The sequence below is a fragment of the Streptomyces sp. NPDC054757 genome, from assembly GCF_053612185.1.
This window is the reverse complement of sequence record NZ_JBSHBW010000023.1, coordinates 20,656-43,496: the sequence shown is the minus strand read 5'-3', so window position 1 is coordinate 43,496 and position 22,841 is coordinate 20,656. Positions and strand designations below refer to the sequence as shown.

General features: G+C 71.9%; 21 protein-coding genes. 8 read left to right on the top strand and 13 right to left on the bottom strand.

Annotated elements, in window-relative coordinates:
* Positions 1-52 precede the first annotated feature (52 nt).
* From ACWGKJ_RS24845 to ACWGKJ_RS24810, 8 genes are all read right to left on the bottom strand, one after another.
* A complete protein-coding gene (locus tag ACWGKJ_RS24845) occupies positions 53-1,312 on the bottom strand; it encodes a chitinase (protein ID WP_385031782.1) in 1,260 nt (419 codons plus the stop codon).
* Positions 1,313-1,564: 252 nt separating this feature from the next.
* Positions 1,565-2,650 carry a phosphatidylinositol-specific phospholipase C domain-containing protein gene (locus ACWGKJ_RS24840; protein WP_385031785.1) on the bottom strand — a complete coding sequence of 362 codons (1,086 nt, stop codon included), beginning with the start codon at positions 2,648-2,650 and terminating at the stop codon, positions 1,565-1,567.
* A 133-nt stretch (positions 2,651-2,783) separates the two neighbouring features.
* The gene (locus tag ACWGKJ_RS24835; protein WP_385031788.1) at positions 2,784-3,275 is read right to left on the bottom strand and encodes a cupin domain-containing protein; all 492 of its coding nucleotides are present in this window, start codon (positions 3,273-3,275) and stop codon (positions 2,784-2,786) included.
* A gap of 190 nt (positions 3,276-3,465) precedes the next feature.
* Positions 3,466-3,867 (bottom strand): nitroreductase family deazaflavin-dependent oxidoreductase, encoded by a 402-nt coding sequence (locus ACWGKJ_RS24830; protein WP_385031791.1) that lies wholly within the window; start codon positions 3,865-3,867, stop codon positions 3,466-3,468.
* Between the two features lie 146 nt (positions 3,868-4,013).
* On the bottom strand, positions 4,014-4,370 hold the full coding sequence (locus ACWGKJ_RS24825) for a hypothetical protein (protein ID WP_385031794.1): 357 nt from the start codon (positions 4,368-4,370) through the stop codon (positions 4,014-4,016).
* A 109-nt stretch (positions 4,371-4,479) separates the two neighbouring features.
* On the bottom strand, positions 4,480-5,520 hold the full coding sequence (locus ACWGKJ_RS24820) for a glutathione S-transferase family protein (protein ID WP_385031797.1): 1,041 nt from the start codon (positions 5,518-5,520) through the stop codon (positions 4,480-4,482).
* 163 nt (positions 5,521-5,683) lie between these two features.
* On the bottom strand, positions 5,684-7,408 hold the full coding sequence (locus ACWGKJ_RS24815; RefSeq protein WP_385031800.1) for an adenine deaminase C-terminal domain-containing protein: 1,725 nt from the start codon (positions 7,406-7,408) through the stop codon (positions 5,684-5,686).
* A gap of 67 nt (positions 7,409-7,475) precedes the next feature.
* Complete coding sequence (locus tag ACWGKJ_RS24810) at positions 7,476-8,843, bottom strand: NCS2 family permease (RefSeq protein WP_385031803.1); 1,368 nt, start codon at positions 8,841-8,843, stop codon at positions 7,476-7,478.
* 358 nt (positions 8,844-9,201) lie between these two features.
* On the opposite strand from ACWGKJ_RS24810, the gene ACWGKJ_RS24805 reads away from it, so the two are divergent.
* Positions 9,202-10,200 (top strand): LacI family DNA-binding transcriptional regulator, encoded by a 999-nt coding sequence (locus ACWGKJ_RS24805; protein ID WP_385031806.1) that lies wholly within the window; start codon positions 9,202-9,204, stop codon positions 10,198-10,200.
* A 32-nt stretch (positions 10,201-10,232) separates the two neighbouring features.
* Here ACWGKJ_RS24805 and ACWGKJ_RS24800 read toward each other — a convergent pair whose 3' ends face one another.
* Together ACWGKJ_RS24800 and ACWGKJ_RS24795 are read right to left on the bottom strand one after the other, a co-directional pair.
* Entirely contained in the window at positions 10,233-11,456 is a 1,224-nt protein-coding gene (locus ACWGKJ_RS24800) for an MFS transporter (protein ID WP_385031809.1), read from the bottom strand.
* Between the two features lie 135 nt (positions 11,457-11,591).
* Positions 11,592-12,863 (bottom strand): hypothetical protein, encoded by a 1,272-nt coding sequence (locus tag ACWGKJ_RS24795; protein WP_385031812.1) that lies wholly within the window; start codon positions 12,861-12,863, stop codon positions 11,592-11,594.
* Between the two features lie 270 nt (positions 12,864-13,133).
* Between ACWGKJ_RS24795 and ACWGKJ_RS24790 the strand changes: the two genes are divergently transcribed.
* From ACWGKJ_RS24790 to ACWGKJ_RS24775, 4 genes are all read left to right on the top strand, one after another.
* On the top strand, positions 13,134-14,249 hold the full coding sequence (locus ACWGKJ_RS24790; RefSeq protein ID WP_385031815.1) for an LLM class flavin-dependent oxidoreductase: 1,116 nt from the start codon (positions 13,134-13,136) through the stop codon (positions 14,247-14,249).
* Entirely contained in the window at positions 14,246-14,947 is a 702-nt protein-coding gene (locus tag ACWGKJ_RS24785) for an FMN reductase (protein WP_385031818.1), read from the top strand. The genes ACWGKJ_RS24790 and ACWGKJ_RS24785 overlap by 4 nt, the downstream gene beginning before the upstream one ends.
* Before the next feature lie 135 nt (positions 14,948-15,082).
* On the top strand, positions 15,083-15,961 hold the full coding sequence (locus ACWGKJ_RS24780) for an LLM class F420-dependent oxidoreductase (RefSeq protein WP_385031821.1): 879 nt from the start codon (positions 15,083-15,085) through the stop codon (positions 15,959-15,961).
* Between the two features lie 249 nt (positions 15,962-16,210).
* Positions 16,211-18,058: a sialidase family protein gene (locus ACWGKJ_RS24775; protein ID WP_385033698.1), complete on the top strand. Its 1,848-nt coding sequence runs from the start codon at positions 16,211-16,213 to the stop codon at positions 18,056-18,058.
* Positions 18,059-18,187: 129 nt separating this feature from the next.
* On the opposite strand, the gene ACWGKJ_RS24770 is transcribed toward ACWGKJ_RS24775, so the two are convergent.
* The gene (locus ACWGKJ_RS24770; RefSeq protein ID WP_385033701.1) at positions 18,188-18,931 is read right to left on the bottom strand and encodes a FadR/GntR family transcriptional regulator; all 744 of its coding nucleotides are present in this window, start codon (positions 18,929-18,931) and stop codon (positions 18,188-18,190) included.
* A 157-nt stretch (positions 18,932-19,088) separates the two neighbouring features.
* On the opposite strand from ACWGKJ_RS24770, the gene ACWGKJ_RS24765 reads away from it, so the two are divergent.
* Positions 19,089-19,559, top strand: coding sequence for a DUF5954 family protein (locus tag ACWGKJ_RS24765; RefSeq protein WP_385033704.1), 471 nt, complete (start codon positions 19,089-19,091; stop codon positions 19,557-19,559).
* Between the two features lie 68 nt (positions 19,560-19,627).
* Here ACWGKJ_RS24765 and ACWGKJ_RS24760 read toward each other — a convergent pair whose 3' ends face one another.
* The gene (locus tag ACWGKJ_RS24760) at positions 19,628-20,293 is read right to left on the bottom strand and encodes a transcriptional regulator (protein WP_385033707.1); all 666 of its coding nucleotides are present in this window, start codon (positions 20,291-20,293) and stop codon (positions 19,628-19,630) included.
* Positions 20,294-20,428: 135 nt separating this feature from the next.
* Between ACWGKJ_RS24760 and ACWGKJ_RS24755 the strand changes: the two genes are divergently transcribed.
* Both ACWGKJ_RS24755 and ACWGKJ_RS24750 read left to right on the top strand, forming a co-directional pair.
* On the top strand, positions 20,429-20,728 hold the full coding sequence (locus tag ACWGKJ_RS24755) for a hypothetical protein (protein WP_385033710.1): 300 nt from the start codon (positions 20,429-20,431) through the stop codon (positions 20,726-20,728).
* A 76-nt stretch (positions 20,729-20,804) separates the two neighbouring features.
* Positions 20,805-21,509 carry an adenosylcobinamide amidohydrolase gene (locus tag ACWGKJ_RS24750; RefSeq protein ID WP_453315818.1) on the top strand — a complete coding sequence of 235 codons (705 nt, stop codon included), beginning with the start codon at positions 20,805-20,807 and terminating at the stop codon, positions 21,507-21,509.
* 74 nt (positions 21,510-21,583) lie between these two features.
* On the opposite strand, the gene ACWGKJ_RS24745 is transcribed toward ACWGKJ_RS24750, so the two are convergent.
* A complete protein-coding gene (locus ACWGKJ_RS24745) occupies positions 21,584-22,840 on the bottom strand; it encodes a cation:proton antiporter (RefSeq protein ID WP_385033715.1) in 1,257 nt (418 codons plus the stop codon).
* Between the last annotated feature and the right edge of the window lies 1 nt (position 22,841).

Genomic DNA, 22,841 nt, shown 5'->3' with positions numbered 1-22,841 from the left:
TGTCCCACCGGGACATGTGGCCCGGTGGGACATTCTCAGGGTGCTACGTCGTTCAGCAGGCTCCCTTGTCCCGCCAGACGCCCCAGTCGCCCGTGGTCCCCGGCTCCTCGTTCTGGGTCCACCACTGGGCCTGCCAGGTGTGTCCGCCGTGGGAGACCGTGTCGCCGCCCGTGTACGTGGCGGTGCTGCTCCACGCCGCCGCCGAGCAGGTGCCGGACGGCGGTGTGGGGGAGGACGAGACCGGCGGTGTCGTCGGGGGAGTGGTGGGCGGGGTGGCCCCGGCGAAGGTCACCGAGTACTTGGCGAACTCCCAGGCCGACTGCGGCACACTGCTGCAGGTCCCGGACGTGGTGCCGTTGTCCGGCGGGCTGCACTGGCGGTCGCGGTTGAGCGACCAGAAGGTGAAGCGGTCCATGTGGTGGCTGGTGGCGAAGTCCAGGACGGTCTGGAAGTCCGCCTGCTTGAAGTACTCACCGGTGTCGCTGCGGCCGTTCATCCCGGAGAAGCCCTCATGGGCGTAGGCGGTCGCCTCGTCCCACCCGAAGGTGGACCGCAGGATGGCGTTGAAGTTGGTCAGCGCACTCGTCTGGGATGCGGCCCCGTTGAAGCCCCCGTCGAAGGGCATGATCGAGAAGTTGTTGGGCGTGAACCCCTGGGACTTGGCCTCGTTCAGCATCTGCTTGCCGAACCAGCCGGTGCCGTCGGCGGTGCCCGCGGTGGTGACCGACACATACAGGCCGGGGTTGTTCTGCTGGAGGATCTTCGCCGCGCCGATCTCGTGCGCGACGGCCGCCGTGTTCTCGTACTCCGGCTCTTCCAGGTCGAAGTCGATGGCCTTCAACTGGTACTTGGTGATGACCTGTTGGTAGGCGGCGGCCGTCGACGCCGCGTCGGAGCACGCCTGCCCGAGTTTGGTGCCGCCGTACCCGCCGATGGAGACCGAGACATCACCGCCCTTGGCGCGGATCGCGCTGATCACCGAGCCGACCGCGGTGTCCGACGACACGGCCGATGTGCCGCCCCAGGTCGGGCTGCATCCGCCGCCGTTGGGGGCCAGGATGAAGGCGAGCTGAAAGGCCTTCAGCCCGGTGGCGTCCATGATGGCGCCCGCGTCCGGCGGGTTGTTGTCGGTGGGCATGAGGTACGGGGCCGCCGCGTACCAGCGGTTGCTGAGCGCGGTGGTGCCTGCGGTCTTCGCGGAGCTGGTGGTGGCTCCGGCCGCCTGGCCGGTGCTGAACGCGGCCAGACCGGCGGCGGCCAGCGCGGCGGTGGCCACACCGCAGAGCGCGGCGCGGATGCGAATGCGTTTCATCTGACGGTCTCCTGAGTCGGGGAGTGGCCGCCAGAATCAGCGTCTGCCGGGTGCGCGTCAACGACTTGGACTAGACCATTGCCAATCCTTGGTGATCGGGCGGGACTTCGGGCTGTTCTGCCCCGGCCTCCGGCCCGTGCCCCCGCCGGATGTGGTGAGGGCACGGGCCGGGTCCCGCCCGGGAGTACGGGCCCGGTCCCGCCCGCGGACGAGGCCGCGCTCCGGGTCCTGTTCAGGGCGCGGGGCCGGTGGTCAGCCGCGGGGCAGCGCGGACGACTGCACCTGGGGGAGCCCGGTCCAGTCGTTGGAGACGATGCTCGCGTGGGCCGCCGCGAGCTGGGCGACACGGGCCTTCGCGTCGGACTCGGACGGGGCTCTGTCGTCCAGGACCGGCGCCACGTTCTGGGCGTCGGTCATCACCAGCAGGTAGTGGTGGGTGTCGTACCAGGAGGTGTCGATGGTGCCGTCCAGATACGCGGCCGCGTCACCGTCGAAGAAGACGAACCAGGGGCGGAGCGAGGTGTCCGTATACCGCGACCTGGGGTCGCCCGCCTGGGCGGAGTGCACAGCGGGGAAGATCTGGGCCTGTTCGGTGTGGCCCGAGGTGTGCAGATCGCGGAGGTGGCCCGCGTACTCCCGGTCCGTCCAGAGTGAGTCCGTCGGGTTCTTCTCCTCGACGGTGCCGGGGATGATCTCCAGCAGTACCTTTCCGGCGAGTTGGGCCCGCGTGGGCCAGTTTCCCGCGGTGGCGGCCTCGTCCAGGGAGGCGTACTGACCGCCGCCCGGTTTGGCCAGCAGGTCCGCAGGCCGGAAGACGGCGGAGCCCAGATGCGCGGCGACCGCCTCGTCCAACTGGGCGGGCCCCAGGCCGAGATCGGACTGGAAGCCCGCTTTCATCTCCAGCTTGATCACCAGCGGCGCGTGTCCCGGGTGGGCCCCGAGCCACACCCGTACGTCGTCCAGGCAGGTCTCCAGATCCTTGTTGGCGCCCCCGGTGTAGAGCTGGCCGGGGCTGTCGGCCGTCACGCAGTTGTTGCTGTTGCCCAGCGGGTTGGAGTGGCTGACCTTCCACTCCTTGGTGACGACGTCGTCCCAGACGTCCAGCTCGATCATCGAGGTGCCGGTGTCCAGGGACTGGGCGAGATAGGGGAAGGCCGCGGGGTCGTAGGTGTTGTGGAGCCCCGACACCGTGGCTCCCGACAGCGGCAGCGCACCGGGGTCGGCGGCGGCCGCGCTGCCGGTGCCGCCCGCGGCGGTGAGGGCGAGGCCGGCCGCGGCAACGCCGACGAGTATCGCGCGCAGCCGGGACGGGGCACATCTGAACCGTTGGCCTGACATATGTCCTCCTGTGGGGGTGACTCTCCGTCAGGACTGTTGCAGTCCTTGGTGAATCGACGGAGACATGCCAAGCAACATAGAGGAACTGCCGCGGGTCGGGGGCGGCTTGGGCCGCCTCGGTCGGCTGTGGCGCTCAGCCGGTCGGCAGCTCTTCACCGCACCGGGAGCAGAATCGTGCGCCGGACTCCTGCGCGAGGCGCCCGCAGCCGGGGCAGACCAGCTGCAGCAGACACGCCGCTTCCCCGCCCGCAGGCTCGGCCGCGGCCGGAGCGATGGTGAGGCCGGGGCGACGGCGGTGCACGGTGAGATAGCAGAGGCCGTCCGCCCCGGCGGCGAGCGAGCGGCGGACGCCGTGCGGCAGCCAGAGGACCGCGCCCGGCGTCAGCTCCTGCGGCCCGTCGGCCGTCTCCAGCCGCCCGCTGCCGCCGACGACACACACGAGCACATCGAGGTCGGGTTCCACATGTCCGGCAACCTGGGCCTCGGGCGCCAGCCGGATCACGTTCGAGTCCAGTTGCCGCCCCGGCTCGGCCAGCCGCCACAGCGCGCCCCGGTCCCCGTCGCCCGCGTCGCGCAGCAGGCGGGCGGTGTCGGTGACGACGCCGGGGGCGGGGGTGAGGGACAACGGGGCCTCCTGCGGTGGACGTACGGAGCGGGGCGGGGCGCGGAGAGATGGTACGCCCGCATCGGCCCCGGCCCGTGCCCGGATCGGCCCGTGCCCGCCCCGGCCTGCACCCGCCCCGGCCTGCACCCGCCCCGGCCCACCGCGCCCCGGCCCACCGCGATCAGGCCCACCGCGCCCCGGCCCGCCGCGGTCAGGCCCGGCTGAGCACCACCACGGGGATCTCGCGGTCGGTCTTCGTCCGGTACTCGTCGTACGCGGGCCAGGCCGCCGCCATCGTCCGCCACATGTCCGGCTTCTCCGCAGGCCCCGCGGTCCGCGCCCGGGCGGTGAACCGGTCGCCCTTCACCTGGACCCGCACCTCCGGGTCCGCCTGGAGGTTCAGATACCAGGCCGGCGGTTCGTCGGATCCGCCCTTGGACGCGACGACCAGCAGATCGTCCCCGTACGCCTGGTAGATCAGCGGAGTGCTGCGCTGCTGACCGCTCTTGCGTCCGGTGGTGGTGAGGATCAGGGTCGTCGTTCCCTGCCACTCGTGTCCCTCGGCTCCGTCGGTCGCGACGTAACGCTCGACATGCTCCTTGCCGAACAGCATCTCTGGCTCCTCTGTCGTCGGATGGTGTCGGAATCCTCCGGCGCCCGGCTGTTGGCCGACCCGGCGCACCACGCCATCGCCACGGAATGCAAGCGGAGGGGGACTGCGGATCGGCTTCCGGCCGTTCGGGATCAGGACGTTCCGGGTCACCCTGCCGCGGATGACGCCGTCGTCGACCGCAGCTCCCTGGGTGCTGTCCGGTCATCCCTGCCGGTCCGGTCGGGCTGCTGAGCCGTGTCCCGGTGCAGCAGCTGGATCAGCCGGTCCGCCTCGGCGTGCGTCAGATGGAGAAGCATCGCCTCCTCGGGGTGCGCGGGACCCGGCGGGGCGACGACCAGCCGTACCGTGCTCGCCCCGGCCGAATCGGTGGTGAAGGACGGCGGGAACGACTGGCGCCAGTTGACCAGCGCGTCCCTCAGCCGGCCGTGCGGAGAGCTGAGATCGCGCGCGACCCAGCCTGTCGTCACCTGGGCAAGATGATCCAGTTTCTGAGAATGCGTCATCGCTCCATAGTGGCCGCGCGTCCGGTGGCGCGCCCGCTGGAGGCGCGCGGAGGGGTGACGCCGCCGCGCGCCCTTTCCGTACTCCGCCCCGGCACTGGGGTGCCCGGCCTCAGTACTCGGGCGCGCGCCCGGCAGGCGGGACCTCATCGGCCGGTGCGACCGGCCCCGGCGGTGTGCCGTCCCCGAACGGCCGGCCGCCCAGCTCCTCCCGGTAGTGCGGGGTGAGCCAGCCGCTCAGGTCCGGGCCCAGCGGCACGATGCCGGTCGGGTTGATGCCCCTGTGCACCCCGTAGTAGTGCCGCTTGATGTGGTCGAAATCGACCGTGTCCCCGAAGCCGGGTGTCTGGAACAGATCCCTCGTGTACGCCCAGAGCACGGGGTCCTCGGTCAGCTTCGACCGGTTGCACTTGAAATGGCCGTGGTAGACGGCGTCGAACCGCACCAGTGTGGTGAAGAGCCGGATGTCCGCCTCGGTGATCGTGTCCCCCACCAGATAGCGCTGCCCGGTCAGCCGCTCGGAGACCAGGTCGAGGCGCTGGAACACATCGCGGTACGCGTCCTCGTACTCGCTCTGCTCCGACGCGAACCCCGCCCGGTACACCCCGTTGTTGACGTCGCGGTAGATCCCCTCCATGACCTCGTCGATCTCACCGCGCAGCCGCTCGGGATACAGATCGGGCGCGCCGGGCCTGTGCAGCGCGGTCCACTCGGTGGCGAGGTCCAGGGTGATCTGCTGGTAGTCGTTGGTGACCAGCTGCCCGCTCGGCACGTCGACGATCGCGGGCACACTGACACCGCCCGGGTACTCCGCCTCCCGCGCGTCGTACGCCTCGCTGAGGAACCGGATGCCGAGTACCGGGTCCCGGCCGTCCGGGTCGAGGGTGAAGCGCCAGCTGCGGTCGTCCTGGACCGGGTCGGTGATGCCCAGCGAGAGCGCGTCCTCCAGGCCCAGCAGCCGGCGCGACACGAGTGCGCGGCTCGCCCAGGGGCAGGCCCGGCTGGCCACCAGCCGGTACCGCCCGGCCTCCACCGGCCAGCCGTCCCGGCCGTCCGCCGTGATGCGGTCCGCGAAGTGGCTCTTCGACCGCTTGAACGGCTTCCTGCCGTACCCGGAGTTGCCGTCGTCTCCGCTGTCGCTGGGGTGGTCCATCACGGTGATCCTTCCCATTGGCCGGTGCCCGGTGCCCGTCCGTACGCCGGAGGGCGGCCCGTACGTCTACCCGTCCCCTCCAGGCTGACACCGTTTGCCCCCGGCGCGCAGCGGAAGGCGACCGGGGCCGCCGCCGCACGGCCTCCGGGGGCACGCCTCCGGGTCAGGGAGCAGCGGGCACCGTCGCTCCCACGGGCTCCCTGCGGACCACGTCCACCAGCGACAGGTCCGTGATCTTCAGGCTGGGGGAGACCGCGAGTGTCAGGGTCGACACGCTCATGAACGGGTTGAGGTGGTCCCAGCCCCACTGGGTCAGCGCGGTCCGCACCGCACCCGACTGCGCGGCGATCTCCTCGGCCGGTGCCGGGGACATCACCCCCGCGACCGGCAGTGGCAGCCGGGCCGCCACCGTGTCGCCGTGCACGACGGCGACCCCGCCGCCGTCGGCGAGCACCGCGGCCGCCGCCGTGGCCATCGCGGCCCGGGAGGTCCCCACGGTGACCAGGTTGTGGCTGTCGTGGGCGTACGACGTCGCCACCGCGCCGGCCGAGAGCTCCCGGCCCAGCAGCGGGGCGAAGACCGTGCCGGAGCGGCCGTAGCGGTTGCGCACCCGGACCAGCGTGACCCGGCCCTCCCACTGCACCTCGCCTTCGCGGACGGGCAGTTCGGCCTCGGCGGCCTCGGTGTACGTGTCCCGGGCGTTGACCCGCATCGCCCGGAAGCGGTGCACACCGTCGGGCAGCTCCACCCGCCAGCGGAAGCCCTCCGGGGTCTGCGGCTCGACGTCGAACGTGCCGGTCAGCGCACCGGCCACCGGCTCCGTCACATACACCGGCTTTCCGTCACGCGCCACGGTCCGGCCGCCCGCGATCACCAGCGCCGGGTCGAAGGCGGCCAGCTCACCGCGGAGCAGGACCAGGTCGGCCCGCTTGCCGGGAGCCACCACCCCGCGGTCGTACAGCCGGAGCCGCTGCGCCGGGTTCCAGGTCAGGGCGCGCAGCACATCGACGGCGGACAGTCCGGCCCGCACGGCGACGCGCGCGATGTGGTCGAGGTGGCCGGTGGAGACGATGTGGTCGGCGGCCAGGTCGTCGGTGACCAGGCACAGCGGCGGCAACTGCGGCAGCGCGAGGAGCGCGTCGACGACCTCCGGGAGCAGGCACTTCTCCTGGAGCATCATCAGCATGCCCATCCTGGCCTTCTCCAGGACGACTTCGGTGCGGTTCTTGGTGTGGTCGGAGTCGACACCGGTGGCCATGTACGCGCTGAGTTCGGCGCCGCTGAGGTTCGGGCAGTGGCCGTCGAGGATGACCCCGCGCTCGCGGGCCGCGCCCACGATGCCCCGCATCCGCGGCTCGTCGGCCACCACGGCCCGGTAGTCCATGACCTCGCCCAGCGCGATGACGCCCGGCCACTGGAGCATCGCGTCGATGTCGTCGGCGGACAGACTGGCGCCCGCGTGCTCCAGGCCCTGGAGCGCGGGGACGCAGGACGGTACGCCCCAGAGCTGGGTCTGCGGCGTACCCCGCCCCGCCTCGGTCATCCAGCGCATCGCCTCGGCGCCCGCGACATTGACGATCTCGTGCGGGTCGGCCAGGACCGTCGTCGTACCGCGGGCGAGGGTCAGCCCGGCGAACGTCTGCGGGGTGAGGAACGAACTCTCGATGTGCATGTGCGCGTCGACGAAGCCGGGCACGATCAGCATCCCGGTGGCGTCCACCCGCTCCCGTGCGTCACCTGGCGCGCCGGGCGGCAGCACCCCGCTGATGGTGTCGCCGCGCAGCAGGACGTCGGCTGCGAACTCCTCACCCGTGAACGTGGACACCACCCGGCCGCCGCTGATGCGGACGTCGTGCGGTTCCGGCAGATGCTGCTGGTCAGTGGTCATGCGGTGCGTGCTCCTCAGCGAGCCGTCGGTTCCCGGACGCCGCGCCCCGAACCCTCGGGGCACGGGGTCAGGGGACGAGTGTGTAGAAGTAGTAGCCGAGCGGGATCATCACGATCCACAGGCCGAGCGGGATCTCGCGGAAGCGGCCCGCCGCGGCCTTCACCAGCACATGGGCGGCGAGGCCGACGGCGATCCCGGTGCCGAAGTTGCCGAAGAAGATCGTCGTCGCGACGACCAGGGCCGCGGGGACCGCGTCCGTCGGGTCCCGGAAGTCGACGTTGCGCAGCGCGCCGAGCATGCTCAGGCCGATGTACATCAGCACCGGAGCGGTTGCCGCCGAGGGGATCAGGGTGGCGAACGGCGTGACGAGCAGCAGTGCCGCGAAGCCGAGCGCCGCGTACACCGATGTGAGCCCGGTACGGCCCCCGCTGTCCGCGCCCGCCGACGACTCCAGATACGCGGTCATGCTGGGCGCGCCGAGTCCGGCGCCGCCGATCACGGCGCCCGAGTCGACGTAGAACGGACGCCGGATGCCGGGCACGTTGCCGTCCTTGTCGGTGAGACCGGCCCGCCCGGCCACGGCGATCAGGGTGCCCGTCATGGAGAAGAACTCCGAGACGAAGAAGGCGAAGATGTACGGGAAGTACTCCGGCTTCAGCGCGCCCATGATGTCGACGTGGAACATCACGGGGCCCGGACTGTCGGGCGCCCCGAAGAAGTGGCCGGGCAGCTCGGTCACCCCGCACGGAATGCCCGCCAGGGTCACCACGGCGATGGTGATCAGGAACGCGCCCGGCACCTTCCGGGTCACCAGGGCCGTCAGCAGCACCAGGCCGCCGAGGGCGAGCAGGGCGGCAGGCTGCGAGAGGTCACCGAGGCTCAGCGAGTTGCCCGCGGGCTTCGCGATCACCAGCCCGCTGTCCCGGAACCCCAGCAGAGCGATGAACAGCCCGAGTCCGCCGCTGATCGCGTACTTGAGGTTGAGCGGCATCAGCCGGGTGATCAGATCGCGGATGCCGAGCGCGGTGAGCACCAGGAACGCGACGCCCGACCAGAAGACCATGCCCAGCGCGGAGTCCCAGGGCACCCCGTCCTGGCCGACGATGGTCACGGCGAGCAGTGCGACACCGCCGAGACCGGGGGCGAGGACGAACGGCAGGTTCGCGAACAGGCCCATGGCGAGTGTGGCCAGCACGATCGCGATGATCACGGCGGTGGTGGCGGGGCCGAGCGGCAGCCCCGCCTTCGCCAGCTGGCCGGGCACGACCACCACCGCGTAGGCGGCGGCGACGAACATGGACAGGCCCGCCACGGCCTCGGTGCGTGGCGTGCTGCCGCGCTCGCGGATCCGGAACAGCCGTTCCAGCGGCGAGGGGCGTGGCCCGGGGGCCGGGCCTGGCGCGTCCTGTATGTCGGGCGCGTCGAGTTGGGGCATGAGTACCTCGGCAGGATGAGGGGGCGAGGCCGGTGTTCCGGATCCCTTGCGCGGCTGGGTGGCGGTGCTGCGGTGCGGTGGTGCTGGAGTGCGGTGGTGATGCTGCGTGACGGAGATGCGGAGTGATGGTGCTGTGCCGCGGTGGTGCGTACCTCGATGATGCTGCGCCACATGCTGTGCCACGCCGCCAGAATTCTGCAACCGGTCTCTGTAACCGGTTGCAGAGACCGGTTGCGGATAGGATGGCACGACCCGGCCGCCACGTGAAGCCCGTGATCGGTCACACTGCGGTCACACGGTCCGTACGGGGGCGCGCCCAGGGTCCCGTTCGTACGGCGGACGGAGGGGGATCCGAACGATGGCGACGCTGGCTGACGTGGCCCGTGCGGCGGGTGTGTCCAAAGCGACCGCTTCCCGTGCGCTGATGCGTCCGGAGATGGTCGCCGAGACCACCCTCCAGCGGGTGCGCGGCGCCGCCGAAGGTCTCGGCTTCCACCCGAATCCGGCCGCCCGCGCCCTCACCACCGGGCGTACCGGCATGATCGGTCTGATCGTGCCGACCCTCGCCAACCCCTTCTTCGCACCCCTGGTCCTCGGTGCCCAGCAGGCCGCCGAGGAGACTGACAGCCATCTGCTGCTCACCGTCTCCGAGTACAGCGCCGAACGCGAGGCGGCGCTCGCCGACCGGATCTCCGAGCAGGTCGACGGCCTGATCATGGTCGCTCCCGTGGGCCCGGACGCCGCGCTGCGCGAGCGGGCCGGGCGCCGCCCCCTCGTCCTGGTGGACCGCCGCTCCGGACGGCTGCCCGCCGTCGTCCTCGACACGGCGTCCGGCACCTCCGAGCTGGTCCGGCATCTGCTCGGCCTCGGGCACCGTGACATCGCGTATGTGTCGGGCCCCGCCGGTTCCTGGGCCGACGCGCGGCGCCGGGCGGCCATGGCCGAGCAGGCGGCGGCCGCCGGGGCGCGGCTGCGGGTGCTCGGGCCGCTGCCGCCCACCTTCGACGCGGGGATAGGGGCAGCGGCGGCGCTGCCGTCCGGGGCCACCGCGGTGATCGCGTACAACAGCTATCTGGTGCTCGGCCTGCTGCACGGGCTGAAGGCGGCCGGTGTCCGCGTCCCGGAGGACATGAGTCTGGCCGCGGCCGACGACCTCACGGCGCTGGGCGCGACCTCGCCCGCCGTCACCGCGCTGGGTGTCCCGGTCGGCGAGGCGGGAGCGCTCGCGGTGACCCGTCTTCTGGAGGTCTGCGCCGGCAGCCGCAGAACCGTGGTGACCGAGCTGCCGACCGTGCTCCACCCCCGGGCGTCCACGGCCGCACCGGGCGGCCCGCCCGGCGGCTGCCGTCCGGACTGATCAGGACGGCCCCGGGAAGGGGGCGAGGCGCGTCACGGTCCGGCGGAGGCTCTGACGGTCCGCATCCGTCCGAACGCGTAGACGCACCCGGCCAGCGCCAGATCGGAGAGCAGCATGAAGCCGATCGAGTAGTTGCCCTTGGCGCTGTAGATCGCCCCCATCACCAGCGGCGGGACGAAGCCGCCCAGGCCGCCCATCGCTCCGACGATCCCGGTCACACTCCCCACCTGGGGCTGCGGGGTGACCTGGGAGACCAGGGCGAACACACTGCCGCTCGCCGTGCCGAGGCCCGCCGCCATGGCGAGGAAGCAGATGGTGCCGGTGGGGTCGAGCGGGGGGTCGAATGCCTGGATGACGGCCATCAGCGCGACCAGCGCGAGCGCGCCCGCCGTGACGACGGCGGGGTGGATCCGGTCGGCGAGGCGGCCGCCGACCGGCCGGAAGATGACGGTGACCAGCGCGAAGCCGGCCGCCTTGGTACCGGCGTCGGTGGGGGAGAGGTGGTACCAGGTCTTCAGATACGTCGGCAGATAGACGCCGAACGCCACGATCCCGCCGAACCCGATCGCGTACAGCGCCGACAGCTCCCACGTCACCCGCAGCCGGCCGGCGCTGCCGAGCCGGGCGGCCAGCGGGGTGGCCGGCACCTGCCGGTCCGGGTGGTCGGTGATCAGCAGCGTGCCGAGCACGGCGAACACGGCCAGCGCGACGGCCACCACGATGAACGGCAGGTTGGCACCGTGCTTGGCGATCCGCGTCGTGAAGTACCCGGAGAGGGCGACCCCGCCCATTCCCATCCCGAACACACCCAGCGCCAGCCCCCGCTGCGCGGGCGGGAACCAGGAGTTGACGAGTGGGATGCCGATCGCGAAGGTCGTACCGCCGAGACCCAGCAGAAAGCCGACGGCCAGCAGCGCGCCGTACGAGTTCCTGGCCGGGATCAGCAGCAGCACCGGCACGATCGTGCAGGCCGTGACCAGCGGGAACATCAGTCTGGCGCCATACCGGTCGGTGAGCGCGCCGACCGGGATCCGGCCCAGCGAGCCGACGATGACCGGTACGGCGACCAGCAGCGACTGCTGGAAGGAACTGAGCCCGAGCCGGTCCTTGTAGTCGCTGCCCAGCGGTGCGATCAGGGACCAGGCCCAGAAGGTCAGGGTGAAGCCGATCGTCGCCATCACCAGATTGCGGTAGGCGGACGCGGTGGACGCCTTGGGTGTGCGCGGCGGGGCGGGGGGTGCGGTCGCGGTGCCCATGGTCCTCCGGCTTCCTCTGTACGGCTTACCCCGAGGCTCCGCGCGGCCGTGGGGCGCCGCCACCCGGCACACCCGAATGGACCGGTGCCCGGGTGCGCACCGCCGCCCCCTCGGCACGGTGCGCACCCGCGCGCTTCAGTGGACCGGGCGGGCGGGTCCGAAGCCCTCGATCACCGGGTGCCACTCCGGTCCCAGCTGCGGCAGTGTCGAACCGACCGCCCAGGCGGTGGGGCCGCCCGGCCGCGGATGCGGGACGGTGGCGACGCCGAAGAGGGATGCGCCCCTGCCTCCGGGGCCGCTGTCGGCGGGTACGGAGTGCCACGCCCCGCCGTCCCGGCGCAGGATGAACGCCGGTGTGGTGACGCCCTGTTGCTCGCCGACCGCCCAGAGCCGGCCGTGTGCGTCCGCGGAGACCGCGTGGAGACTCGCGTCGGTCTGCGGCGCCGCCACCGATGTCCAGGCGCGTCCGTCCCAGTGCAGGATGAGCGGGTGCGTGGCCCCGTCGGCCGGGCCTCCGGCACCGACCGCCCAGACATCGTCCGGCCCGACGGCCGTGACGGCGGCGAGGGACTCACCGCGGCCCGGGGTGTGGGGTGCGCCGACGATCCGCCAGGCGGCGCCGTCCCAGTGCTCGGTCAGCGGCCGGCCGGCGCCCTGTGCGTCGTACGCCACGCCCACCGCCCACACCCCTCCCGCGCCATCGGATGCCGCGCCCTGCAGCAGGGCGTCGCCGCCGGTGGCGGGGGTGGGTACGGACGACCAGCGGTGGCCGTCCCAGTGGTAGGCGAGCGGCCGGGGTGTGCCGATCCGGTCCTCGGCGGTGGCGCCGACCGCCCAGAGGTCGTCGGGTCCCAGGGCGGCGAGGCCCGAGGGATAGGCCGAACGGTTCGCGGGCCCGGCGGGCAGCGGCACGGTGTGCCAGACCCGGCCGTCGAAATGCACGGCGAGCGGGCGGTCCTGCGCGGCCCGGGCGTCGTTCCAGGTGCCCACCGCCCACACGTCGCGGGCCGAGAGCGGCACCACGGCGTCGAGCTGCCCCGCCCCCGCATGGCCGGGCACGGATGTCGCCCGCCAGGCCCGGCCGTCGAAGCGCTCGGCGACGGGTACATCGACGCCCGATCCGCTCTCGCGGTATCCGACGGCCCAGGCGTCGGCGGGGCCGCGGGCCGCGACGCCGCGCAGCTCCTCGTCGTGCTGGGGCCCGGCCGGGGCCCAGGTGTGCCAGCCTCCGCCGGTCGCCCGGCCGTCAGCCAGGGCCGGGGCCGCGACGGCCAGCGACGCGGCCAGCGCCACAAGTGCGAGCCTTCCGCCGCGCCGGACCGCTCCGCGGGGCCGTACCCGTCTGTCGCGCCGTACCCGTCCGTCCTGCCGTACCGCTCTGCTGTGCCGTACCGCTCGGCCGTGCATCCGTACTCCCTCCGCCGGTGTCCGTTCCTGCTGCCGCTGTGCCCAACGCCACCGGGCGGACCGGGGGTGCGGCGGCTCACCCGGTTGAACACCGCGGCACGGCCGGCAGCCGTGGGGCGGAATAGGTGCGGGGGGTCCGCCGTTGTACGATTCAGTTCAAGTTTCAACTACTTAAACCGCTGGGCGAGTGATCGGGCAGCCAGGGCGGCCGGAGCCGTCGGACAGCCAGAGCAGCCAGAGCAGCACCCAGAGCTTCGAGAGGTGAGCGCGATGCAGTTCGGAATCTTCACCGTCGGCGATGTCACGACCGACCCGACCACGGGGAAGGCGCCGTCCGAGCACGAGCGGATCAAGGCGATGGTCGCCATCGCGCTCAAGGCCGAGGAGGTCGGCCTGGATGTCTTCGCGACCGGCGAGCACCACAACCCGCCGTTCGTGCCGTCGTCCCCCACCACGCTGCTCGGGCATATCGCGGCCCGCACCGAGAACATCATCCTCTCCACCTCCACCACTCTCATCACGACGAATGACCCGGTGAAGATCGCCGAGGACTACGCGATGCTCCAGCACCTGGCGGACGGCCGTGTCGACCTGATGCTCGGGCGCGGCAACACCGGGCCGGTCTATCCGTGGTTCGGCAAGGACATCCGGCAGGGGATCCCGCTCGCCGTGGAGAACTACGCGCTGCTCCACGAGCTGTGGCGCAACGAAGTCGTGGACTGGGAGGGCAAGTTCCGCACCCCGCTGCAGGGCTTCACCGCCACGCCCCGGCCCCTCGACGGAGTTCCGCCGTTCGTCTGGCACGGCTCGATCCGCAGCCCGGAGATCGCCGAGCAGGCGGCCTACTACGGCGACGGCTTCTTCGCCAACAACATCTTCTGGCCCAAGGACCACTTCAAGCGGCTGATCACGTTCTACCGGGAGCGCTTCGCCTTCTACGGGCACGGCACTCCCCAGCAGGCCACGGTGGGCCTCGGCGGGCAGGTGTTCATGCGGAAGAACTCGCAGGACGCCGTACGGGAGTTCCGGCCGTACTTCGACAACGCGCCGGTGTACGGACACGGGCCCTCGCTGGAGGAGTTCACCGAGCAGACGCCGCTGACCGTCGGCAGTCCGCAGGAGGTCATCGAGAAAACGCTGTCCTTCCGGGACTCCTTCGGCGACTACCAGCGTCAGCTGTTCCTGATGGACCACGCGGGGCTGCCGCTGAAGACGGTCCTCGAACAGCTCGACATCCTCGGCAACGAGGTCGTGCCGGTACTGCGCGAGGAGTTCGCGAAGCGGCGGCCCGCCGAGGTGCCGGAAGGACCCACCCACGCGGCTCTCGTCGCCGCACGCGACCGGGGCCGGGAGGCGGCCGGGACCGGGGAGGAGGTGGCGGCATGACCGCGCTGAAACTGGTGGCCGTATCGGCCGGTCTCGGCCGGCCGTCCTCGACCAGGCTGCTGGCCGACCGGCTGGCCGAGGCCGCCGGCCGGACGCTCCGGGGCGCGGAAGCCGATGGCACGGAATTCGACGGCGCGGCGGCCGACGGCACGGAAACCGACGGTATCGAGGTCGAGGTCAGGGTCATCGAGCTGCGTGATCTGGCGACCGCCATCGCCCACCACCTGGTGGCCGGCTTCCCGAATCCGGCCCTGCGCGATGCCATCGACGCGGTGACGGAGGCCAACGGTCTGATCGCCGTGACACCGGTCTTCACCGCCTCGTACAGCGGGCTCTTCAAGTCCTTCTTCGACCTGGTCGACACCACCGCGCTGGCCGGGACACCGGTGCTCATCGCCGCGACCGGCGGCACCGCGCGCCACTCGCTCGTACTGGAGCACGCGATGCGCCCGCTCTTCGCCTATCTGCGGGCGGTGACCGTACCCACCGCCGTCTACGCCGCTTCCGAGGACTGGGGTTCGGACGGCGACGCCGCCACCGGCAGCCTTCCGGGCCGCATCGACCAGGCCGGCCGGGAGCTGGCCGCACTGATGGCGGGCCGGTCCGTGACGGGCGGGCCGGGGGACGTGTACGAGAACGTGGTGCCGTTCGCCCAGCAGCTGGCCGGAGTCCGCGCCGGCCGGACCGGTTCCGGCTGACCCGCACCGTCCGGACGGTGCGGGAGCGGCGACGGGGGCGAGGGGAGCGGCCCAGCGGCGCGGTGCGCTCGGCCGATCGGGCGATAGTTCCGCCGTGCCGGAATAGGCAGCGGGCCAGGGGCGGTTGGAGCCTCCATGACCTCTGACGAACACGCGCGTTTCGGCACCATCGGCATCTGGAGCGGGGCCCTGCACCCCGCGGAGCCCGAACGCCGCGGTGAAGTGTCCGACGCCGTGGCCGAGCTGGACGAACTCGGCTACGGAACCCTCTGGATCGGCGGCAGCCCCTCGATGGAAGAGGTGGCGCCCCTCGTCGACGCCACACGGCGTATCACCGTCGCCACCGGCATCCTCAGCATCTGGCAGCACAGTGCGGGCGAGGTCGCGGAACAGGTCGCGCGGATCGAGAAGCGCCACCCCGGCCGGTTCGTGCTGGGGATCGGCGTCAGCCACGACGCGCTCACCCCGCAGTACGCCCGCCCGTACTCGGAGATGGTCGCCTACCTCGACGCGCTGGACACCGCGTCCGACCCGGTGCCCGCCTCGCGCCGGGTGCTGGCAGCGCTCGGCCCGAAGATGCTGGAGCTGTCCGCCGCACGAGCCGTGGGCGCCCACCCCTATCTGGTCACCGCGGAGCACACGGCGCAGGCCCGCGCGGCCCTCGGGCCGGACGCGCTGCTCGCTCCCGAGCTGAAGGTCGTACTCGACACCGATCTCGACCGGGCGCGCACCGTCGCGCGGGAAACACTCTCGATGTACCTGCAACTCCGCAACTACACCGACAATCTGCTGCGGCTCGGTTTCGACGAGGCCGACTTCGCCGACGGCGGCAGCAACCGGCTGCTCGACGCGCTGTTCGCCCTGGGGGATGTGGAGACGGTACGGACCCGGGTGGGCGCCTACCGTGCGGCGGGCGCCGACCATGTGGCGCTCCAGGTGCTGGCGGGGGACCGGCACAGCGATCTGCCGCGCGCCGAGTGGCGCGAGCTGGCATCCGCCTTCTCCCTCGGCTGAGGAAACCCGTATCCCGACGGCCCCGCGGCCCGGACCGCGGGGCCGTCGCCGTCGTTCCGTGGAACTCGCCTCCGACGCAGCCCTCTTGACGCCCCTGCCGCTCGCTCCTAAGGTCTCGAACCACTCGTCGATGCATGACGTCTGATGTCATGCATCGACGTTCGCCGAGTGTGAAGCGATCCCCGGTTCCGTTCGTCGATCTCCGTGTTCCTCTCATCCTCCCCCTCGCACCAAGGAGCGTTCGACCAGATGGCATTGATGTGGAGAGCACCAACGCCCCTGCGAAGGACGGCCGTTGCCCTGTCGGCGGTGGTGGCGACGCTCGCCGCCGCCGTGGTCGTCACCGGCCCGGCCGCCGCCGCGGCCGACGGCGGCCAGTCGGCCGTGGTCAGCCAGGACTGCACAAGCAGCCGGATCCGCGTGGCGCTGCTCAACCCGACCGCGGCGGCGACCACCTTCACCGTCAGCTGGCCGGGCAACGGCACCTGGACCCGTACGGTGGCCGCCGGTGACCGCACCGACCTGTACTTCTCCAAGCCCAGCGGTACGGACTACTCGCTCCGCACCACCACACCCCAGGGTCTGGACAGAACCATGAGGGGCACCCTGGACTGCGGCCGGTCGATGGCCGCGCAGATCAGCATGGAGTGCCCGAGCGACACCGGCGGTTCGCCCGCCGCCACCCACCGGCTGCGGCTCACCCTGGTCAACCGTTCCGACACGTCGAAGACCTTCACCGCACAGTGGGAGGGACGCTCCGGCTCCCCCTGGACCCGGACCCTGGCGGCACACGGTTCCGACGACACGCTGTCCTGGACGGTGGCGGACGGAACCCCGTACCGGATCAGGACGACGGCCACCGGCTTCGACCGTACCGAGAGCGGGACCGCGCGGTGCGGGCTGGCCACCGGGACACCCGGTATGAACGCGCAGGCGCTCTTCGCCGCGCACACCTCCACCAGCGCGGGAACCCCGATCGCCGGTCTGAACCGGGCCAGGGCGGACGGCAGCGGATACGAGACCTACACCGGCACCGCCGCCTCGGTCCGCATCCCCGCGATGGCCGTCACCGACAACGGCACCGTCATCGCCATGGCCGACGCCCGTGTCGACAGCACAGCCGACCTGGGTGGGGCCGGCAACAACATCCAGGTCGCCATGCGCCGCAGCACCGACGGCGGCGCCACCTGGACGGGCGCATCGACGGTCGCGCACGCGGCGACGACCAGCGAGGGGTACGGCGACAGCAGCCTCCTGGTGGACCGCTCGGCGGGCAAGGACGGCACGGTCTTCGCGTTCATCAACTACTCACCCGCGCCCGGCATCAGCTACGCGGGCTCATCGGCCGGTTCGAACTCGGCGACCGACACCACCGCCCTGCACATCCGGGTGATCTCCTCCACGGACAACGGCGCCACCTGGAGCAGCCCGGTGGATCTGAACCCACAGGTCAAGAGCGTGAAGTGGGCCGGTATGTTCGCCTCTTCCGGCCATGGCATCCAGCTCTCCGACGGCCGGCTCGTGCAGCCGATCGTCTACAAGCAGGACGGAGCCGACCACGCGGGCAACATCTACTCCGACGACCACGGCGCCACCTGGCACGCGGGCGCCGCCGCGGCGACCGGCGTCAACGAGAACAAGGCGGTCCAGCGCGACACCGGCCAGGTGGTGCAGAACCTGAGGTCCGACAGCGGAGGCAACCGCTGGTACGCCACCGCGGCGGACACGGCCACCGGGCGCGATGTCGCGGGGGCCTACGGTCCGGCCTGGAACTCCGGCCTGATCGACCCCGGCTGCAACGGCGACGAGATCTCGTACCTCCGGCCCGCCGACGTCGGATCCGGCGGATTCCCCGCTCTGACCCCGGTCACCGTGCAGAGCAACAACGCGTCCACCGGCCGCAGTGAGCTGACGGTGCGTACCAGCGACGACGACGGTGTGACCTGGCCGCACCAGGTGCTGGTCAAGCCGGGCGCGGCCGGATACTCGACCACGGCGGTCCTCGGCAGCGGTGCGATCGGCGACCTCTACGAGATCGGCGACACCGGCGGCATCGTCTTCAGCAGCTTCACCCCCGACTGGGCGCGGCAGTCCTGACCGGCCGAACGGGCGCCGCGGTCCTGACTCGCCGCCCTTGAGCCGGACGGCAGAAGGCTACGGCGACCGAGCGGGCCCGCCCCCTCGGCACGATGCGGGGGACGGGCCCGGAGTGGCCGGGCGGGCAGGTCAGTCGGCCGGAGCCGCTGCCCGTGCCTCCTGCACCCGTCGCCTGACCGGTGCGTAGTGCTCGGCGATGGCGTGGGTGAAGGCGTCGACGTCGCCGGCCCGGGCGGCGTCGACGATCCTGCGGTGGTTGGCCACGGTCTCGGCCTCGTCCTTGCTGGTGAACTCGCCGAGATGCGGCACCACGATCGTGTACACGTCCCAGAACGCGAGCGAGAGCTGCCCGATCAGTTCATTGCCGAGCGGCTCGACCAGCAGGGCGTGGAAGGCGCGGTCGGCCTCGACGAAGCCCATGCCGTCGCTGTTTCCCGAGCGCTCCATGTCGTCCACGATGCGGTAGAGCGTACGGAGATGGTCGCTGTCCAGGGAGGTGAGGATCCGCTCCGCCATCCCGCGCTCGAACAGCTCGCGTACGTCCACCAGGTCCGACATGACCTTGAAGTCGTCGTCGCGGCTGAGCAGTCCGCGGAAGGTGAGCCCCTCCACCAGCGCGGAGAGGGTGAGCCGGCCGACGTAGGTGCCGTGGCCGTGCCGCACCTCCACGATGTCCAGCGCGTCGAGGGTCTTGACCGCCTCGCGCACGCTCGACCGGCTGGCGCCGAGCGTGGCGCTCAGTTCGCTCTCGGTGGGCAGCGGATCTCCCGGACGGAGTTTGTTCTCCAGGATGTACCGCTTGATGCCCTCGCTGACCTCCTGTCTCAGCAGGGCACGCCCCTGACGTCCTTCCAGGATTCGCCGGCTCTCCACCCCTTGATCCCTCTCCTCGTCCCAGCTGTGTTCACACGCTATCAGCCATCGGACATCAGACATCAGACATCAGACATCAGACAAATTTCGGGACGCCCTTCCCGGACACAGCGCAGACGTCTTACGGCGATCCGGGCCCGGGCAGGATGATGGTCCCATGAGCGATCACGACGAGACCGCGGGCAGCCGGAGCGCCTTCGACGAGGAGGCGCGACAGGTACTCGCGACCGGCGCACGCGAGGAGAAGCTGCGCCGGCGCTATCCGGTCGATTCGGCGTCCTTCGAGCGGACCCGGATGGCGCCCTACACCGCCTACGCGGCGATGGTCCTCGAAGGCGCGGGCTGGCGGCAGATGTTCCCCGCCCAGCCGAGCGAGGACGAGGCGCGGCTCGACCTGGCCGCGGTCCTGCGCGCCACCACCGGGCACCCGACGGTGGCGGCGGCCCGCTACGCGCAGGCCGCCGACGCCGTGGAGAACGGGGCGGACCAGGCCATCCTCGGCGACAAGGTCTACCGGATCGTACGTGTCGAGCAGACCGTCGTCATGACGGAGTACGGCCCCGAGCCGCCCCAGGGCGGGGACTGCCCCTTCCCGGAGGAGTTCGACGACCGGGAGTCCGAGCACTGACCGGGTTGCACGGCTTGCACCGGTTGAACGCGTTGTACGGGTTGAACGGGCTGCACGGGTACCGGCCGTCAGGCCAGTCCGGCGAGCGTGTTCCAGAACATCAGCTCGTAACTCTGCAGCAGCCGCCCATGGCGGCGGGCGGCTGCCAGGTCGAGACCGCTGTCGAGCCCGGCCTGGACGGCGTCCGCCGCCTGCGCTTCGAGATCCGGCGCGGGCTCGCCGAAGAAGTCGAAGAATCCGCAGCCCCGGTCGTCGAACCCGTAGTGGGTGCGCAGCCCCTCGGCGATCGTGGCGCAGTACTCACCCCAGGCGGCGAAATTCGCGGTGAGCGCGAGCGCGGCCTCCGCGGGCGCGGCGGTGAGGGCCAGCCTCGCCACGTACGAGGGGTAGGCCTGGCAGCCTGCCGTCGGCTCGTAGGCCGCGACCTCGGCGCCGCCGAGCCCGCACGCGGCGGTCAGCGCTTCGAGCCGCTCGGCCGCGATCTCCTCCCCGGCGGCGAGGGCGCCGAAGAATACGGCACAGGCGTCATCCCCGCGAGCCGCCGACCGCTCGGCCAGATACGTGAATGCGCTCCGGTCGCTGTCGATGACGTACCTCTGTTCCAGGGCGAGCGCGGACAGCGCGCCGGGGTCGGCCGTGCCCGCCGCGACCAGCGGGACGAGCCGGTTGTCTGCGGCCCCCGGCGCCAGCTCGGCCGTGGTGCTCCTGAGTACGTCGAGCGCTGTACGGTGCATCTCCCTCTCCCTTCGTCCTGGGTGCACGGCACCCGCCCAGAGTGTTGCGGCAGCTGTCGTGCACACCCAGGGCCGCGGTGCCATACTCGGACATGTTCACTCGAACGGCTGTCCCTGTCCGAAAGGACGACGCCAATGACCTGGGCTTCGTGGACCACCAGCGGAATCTTCGCGGGACCGGGCGGAGTCCGTACGGAAGAGATCGGTGTACTGACCGGTGATCTGACGGTGCACACCACGTGGTGGGAGGACCAGGCGTCCTTCGCCGTGCAGTACAGCGGATCGTCCGACTGGTTCACGCTGGTCGGCAGCCCCGTGCCCTGCGGCTCGGAGCGTGCCAGCCGCGAACTCCACCAGATCGTCGTCGAGGCGGTGCGCGCCGGAGGCGGGGTCACCGCACAGACCGTCCAGTACAACGCGGAGCCCTGGCAGTAGCCGCAGGGCCCCAGGCAGCAGCCGCCCATGACCGGGCGGCCGTTCCCCGCCCCGACCCGTCGCGTTAGGGTGCGGGGTGCTGTTGAGGACCGCTGGGCCCGGCGCCCTGGACGACATACGGCTGCTGGACCGTGAGGAAGAGGGCGGGCACTGGCCGCTGCTGCTCTGGACCCCCGGGCCCGGCCGGCGCATGATCTCCAGCGCGGCGCTGGGCGGAGGCATCGGCGAGCGGCACTGGGTGCTCAACGCCCAGGTGCGTCCCGGCTACGCGCGGACGGACACGGAAAGCCATCTCGCCGAGATCGCCGGACGGGCGGGCGCGACGGGCCCCGGGGTCGGGCTGATGACGGCGGCGCCCGTGCGCAATGCCCGCTCCGCGACGGACGGCGGAGTGCAGGCCCTGGTCACCGCCGGAACGGGGGTGCACGGCTGGGCGGCCGAACCCGGTACGGGAAGCGACGAGCCGCTGCCCGCGGGGACGATCAACATCATCGTGGCGGTGCCGGTGGCACTCTCCGACGCGGCACTGGTGAACGCGGTGGCCACCGCCACCGAGGCCAAGGTCCAGGCCCTGCGGGACGCCGGTCTCGACGCGTCCGGCACCCCCACCGACGCTGTGTGCGTCTCCGTGCCCGGCCATCCGGCCGGCCCGCCCGCCGGGCGGGCCGGATCCGTGGAGCCCTTCGCGGGGCCCCGGTCGCGCTGGGGTGCCCGGATCGCCCGCGCCGTGCACCGTGCGACGCTGCTCGCCTGTCTGCCGCCGGACGCGGCGCGGCACTGACCGGGGCCGCCGCCGACCGGTCCCGGCTGCGGCTTGCCGGTCCGGCGCGGCGGTCGGCGGGCCCGGGGTGCCGGTCAGCCGCGTGAACCCGCGGCGCCTGCCGCATCCGTGGCATCCGCCGGATCCGCGGTCTCCACCGCGTCGGCCGGCTGCGGGGCCGCCGGCGCGGCTGGCACCGCAGCGCCGCGGCGGAGCCGGCGGGCCAGTGGCTCGGTCCAGCGGGCGGTCAGCGGGCCCACGATGACCAGGATCAGGACGTACGCGGTGGCCAGCGGGCCGATACGCGGTTCGACGCCGACCGCGAGGCCCGCGATCACGATGGAGAACTCGCCGCGTGCCACCAGCGTGCCCCCCGCCCGCCAGCGTCCCGCGGACCTGATCCCGGCCCGGCGGGCCGCGTACCAGCCGGTGGCGATCTTCGTCAGCACCGTCGCGATCGCGAGCAGCAGCGCGGGGAAGAGGACGGGCGGGATGTCGGCGGGGTTGGTGCTCAGTCCGAAGAAGACGAAGAAGACAGCGGCGAAGAGATCCCGCAGCGGCGTCAGCAGATTGTGCGCGCCTTCGGCGACCTCACCGGAGAGCGCGATACCGACCAGGAACGCACCGACCGCGGCGGAGACCTGGAGCTGCTGTGCGATCCCCGCGACGAACAGCGTCAGCCCGAGGACCACGAGCAGCAGCATCTCCGGGTTGTCCGACGACACCGCCCGGCTGATGAACCGGCCGTGGCGCAGCGCCACATAGAGGACGGCGCCGACCGTGCCGAGGGAGATCAGCAGGGTGAGGCTGCCGCCCGCCAGACTCAGTCCGGCGAGCAGTGCGGTGAGCAGCGGCAGATAGACGGCCATCGCCAGGTCCTCGATGACCAGCACGCCGAGGACCACCGGTGTCTCGCGGTTGCCGAGACGGCCGAGGTCCCCCAGGACCTTGGCGATCACTCCCGATGAGGAGATCCAGGTGACCCCGGCCAGTGCGACGGCGGCGACCGGGCCCCAGCCGAGGATGAGCGCTGCGGCGGCGCCCGGTGTCGCGTTCAGTACGAAGTCGACGATCCCGGAGGGGTACTGGGTCTTGAGGTTCGTGACGAGTTCGGACGCGCTGTATTCGAGCCCCAGCAGGAGCAGCAGCAGGATGACGCCGATCTCGGCGCCGGTGGCGGTGAACTCCTCGCTGGCGTCCAGCGGTACGAGGCCGCCGTGGCCGAAGGCGAGTCCGGCCAGCAGATACAGCGGGATGGGAGAGAAACCGATACGGCCGGCGAAGCGGCCCAGAAGCCCCAGGGCGAGGATGACCGCCCCGAGTTCGATGAGCAGCGCGGACATGTTGTGCACA

Excerpts from the sequence above, each read along its gene's own strand:
- ACWGKJ_RS24845 (WP_385031782.1), bottom strand. The coding sequence starts at position 1,312 with ATGAAACGCATTCGCATCCGCGCCGCGCTCTGCGGTGTGGCCACCGCC.
- ACWGKJ_RS24840 (WP_385031785.1), bottom strand. The coding sequence starts at position 2,650 with ATGTCAGGCCAACGGTTCAGATGTGCCCCGTCCCGGCTGCGCGCGATA.
- ACWGKJ_RS24830 (WP_385031791.1), bottom strand. The coding sequence starts at position 3,867 with ATGCTGTTCGGCAAGGAGCATGTCGAGCGTTACGTCGCGACCGACGGA.
- ACWGKJ_RS24825 (WP_385031794.1), bottom strand. The coding sequence starts at position 4,370 with ATGACGCATTCTCAGAAACTGGATCATCTTGCCCAGGTGACGACAGGC.
- ACWGKJ_RS24820 (WP_385031797.1), bottom strand. The coding sequence starts at position 5,520 with ATGGACCACCCCAGCGACAGCGGAGACGACGGCAACTCCGGGTACGGC.
- ACWGKJ_RS24815 (WP_385031800.1), bottom strand. The coding sequence starts at position 7,408 with ATGACCACTGACCAGCAGCATCTGCCGGAACCGCACGACGTCCGCATC.
- ACWGKJ_RS24810 (WP_385031803.1), bottom strand. The coding sequence starts at position 8,843 with ATGCCCCAACTCGACGCGCCCGACATACAGGACGCGCCAGGCCCGGCC.
- ACWGKJ_RS24805 (WP_385031806.1), top strand. The coding sequence starts at position 9,202 with ATGGCGACGCTGGCTGACGTGGCCCGTGCGGCGGGTGTGTCCAAAGCG.
- ACWGKJ_RS24800 (WP_385031809.1), bottom strand. The coding sequence starts at position 11,456 with ATGGGCACCGCGACCGCACCCCCCGCCCCGCCGCGCACACCCAAGGCG.
- ACWGKJ_RS24795 (WP_385031812.1), bottom strand. The coding sequence starts at position 12,863 with ATGCACGGCCGAGCGGTACGGCACAGCAGAGCGGTACGGCAGGACGGA.
- ACWGKJ_RS24790 (WP_385031815.1), top strand. The coding sequence starts at position 13,134 with ATGCAGTTCGGAATCTTCACCGTCGGCGATGTCACGACCGACCCGACC.
- ACWGKJ_RS24785 (WP_385031818.1), top strand. The coding sequence starts at position 14,246 with ATGACCGCGCTGAAACTGGTGGCCGTATCGGCCGGTCTCGGCCGGCCG.
- ACWGKJ_RS24780 (WP_385031821.1), top strand. The coding sequence starts at position 15,083 with ATGACCTCTGACGAACACGCGCGTTTCGGCACCATCGGCATCTGGAGC.
- ACWGKJ_RS24775 (WP_385033698.1), top strand. The coding sequence starts at position 16,211 with ATGGCATTGATGTGGAGAGCACCAACGCCCCTGCGAAGGACGGCCGTT.
- ACWGKJ_RS24765 (WP_385033704.1), top strand. The coding sequence starts at position 19,089 with ATGAGCGATCACGACGAGACCGCGGGCAGCCGGAGCGCCTTCGACGAG.
- ACWGKJ_RS24760 (WP_385033707.1), bottom strand. The coding sequence starts at position 20,293 with ATGCACCGTACAGCGCTCGACGTACTCAGGAGCACCACGGCCGAGCTG.
- ACWGKJ_RS24755 (WP_385033710.1), top strand. The coding sequence starts at position 20,429 with ATGACCTGGGCTTCGTGGACCACCAGCGGAATCTTCGCGGGACCGGGC.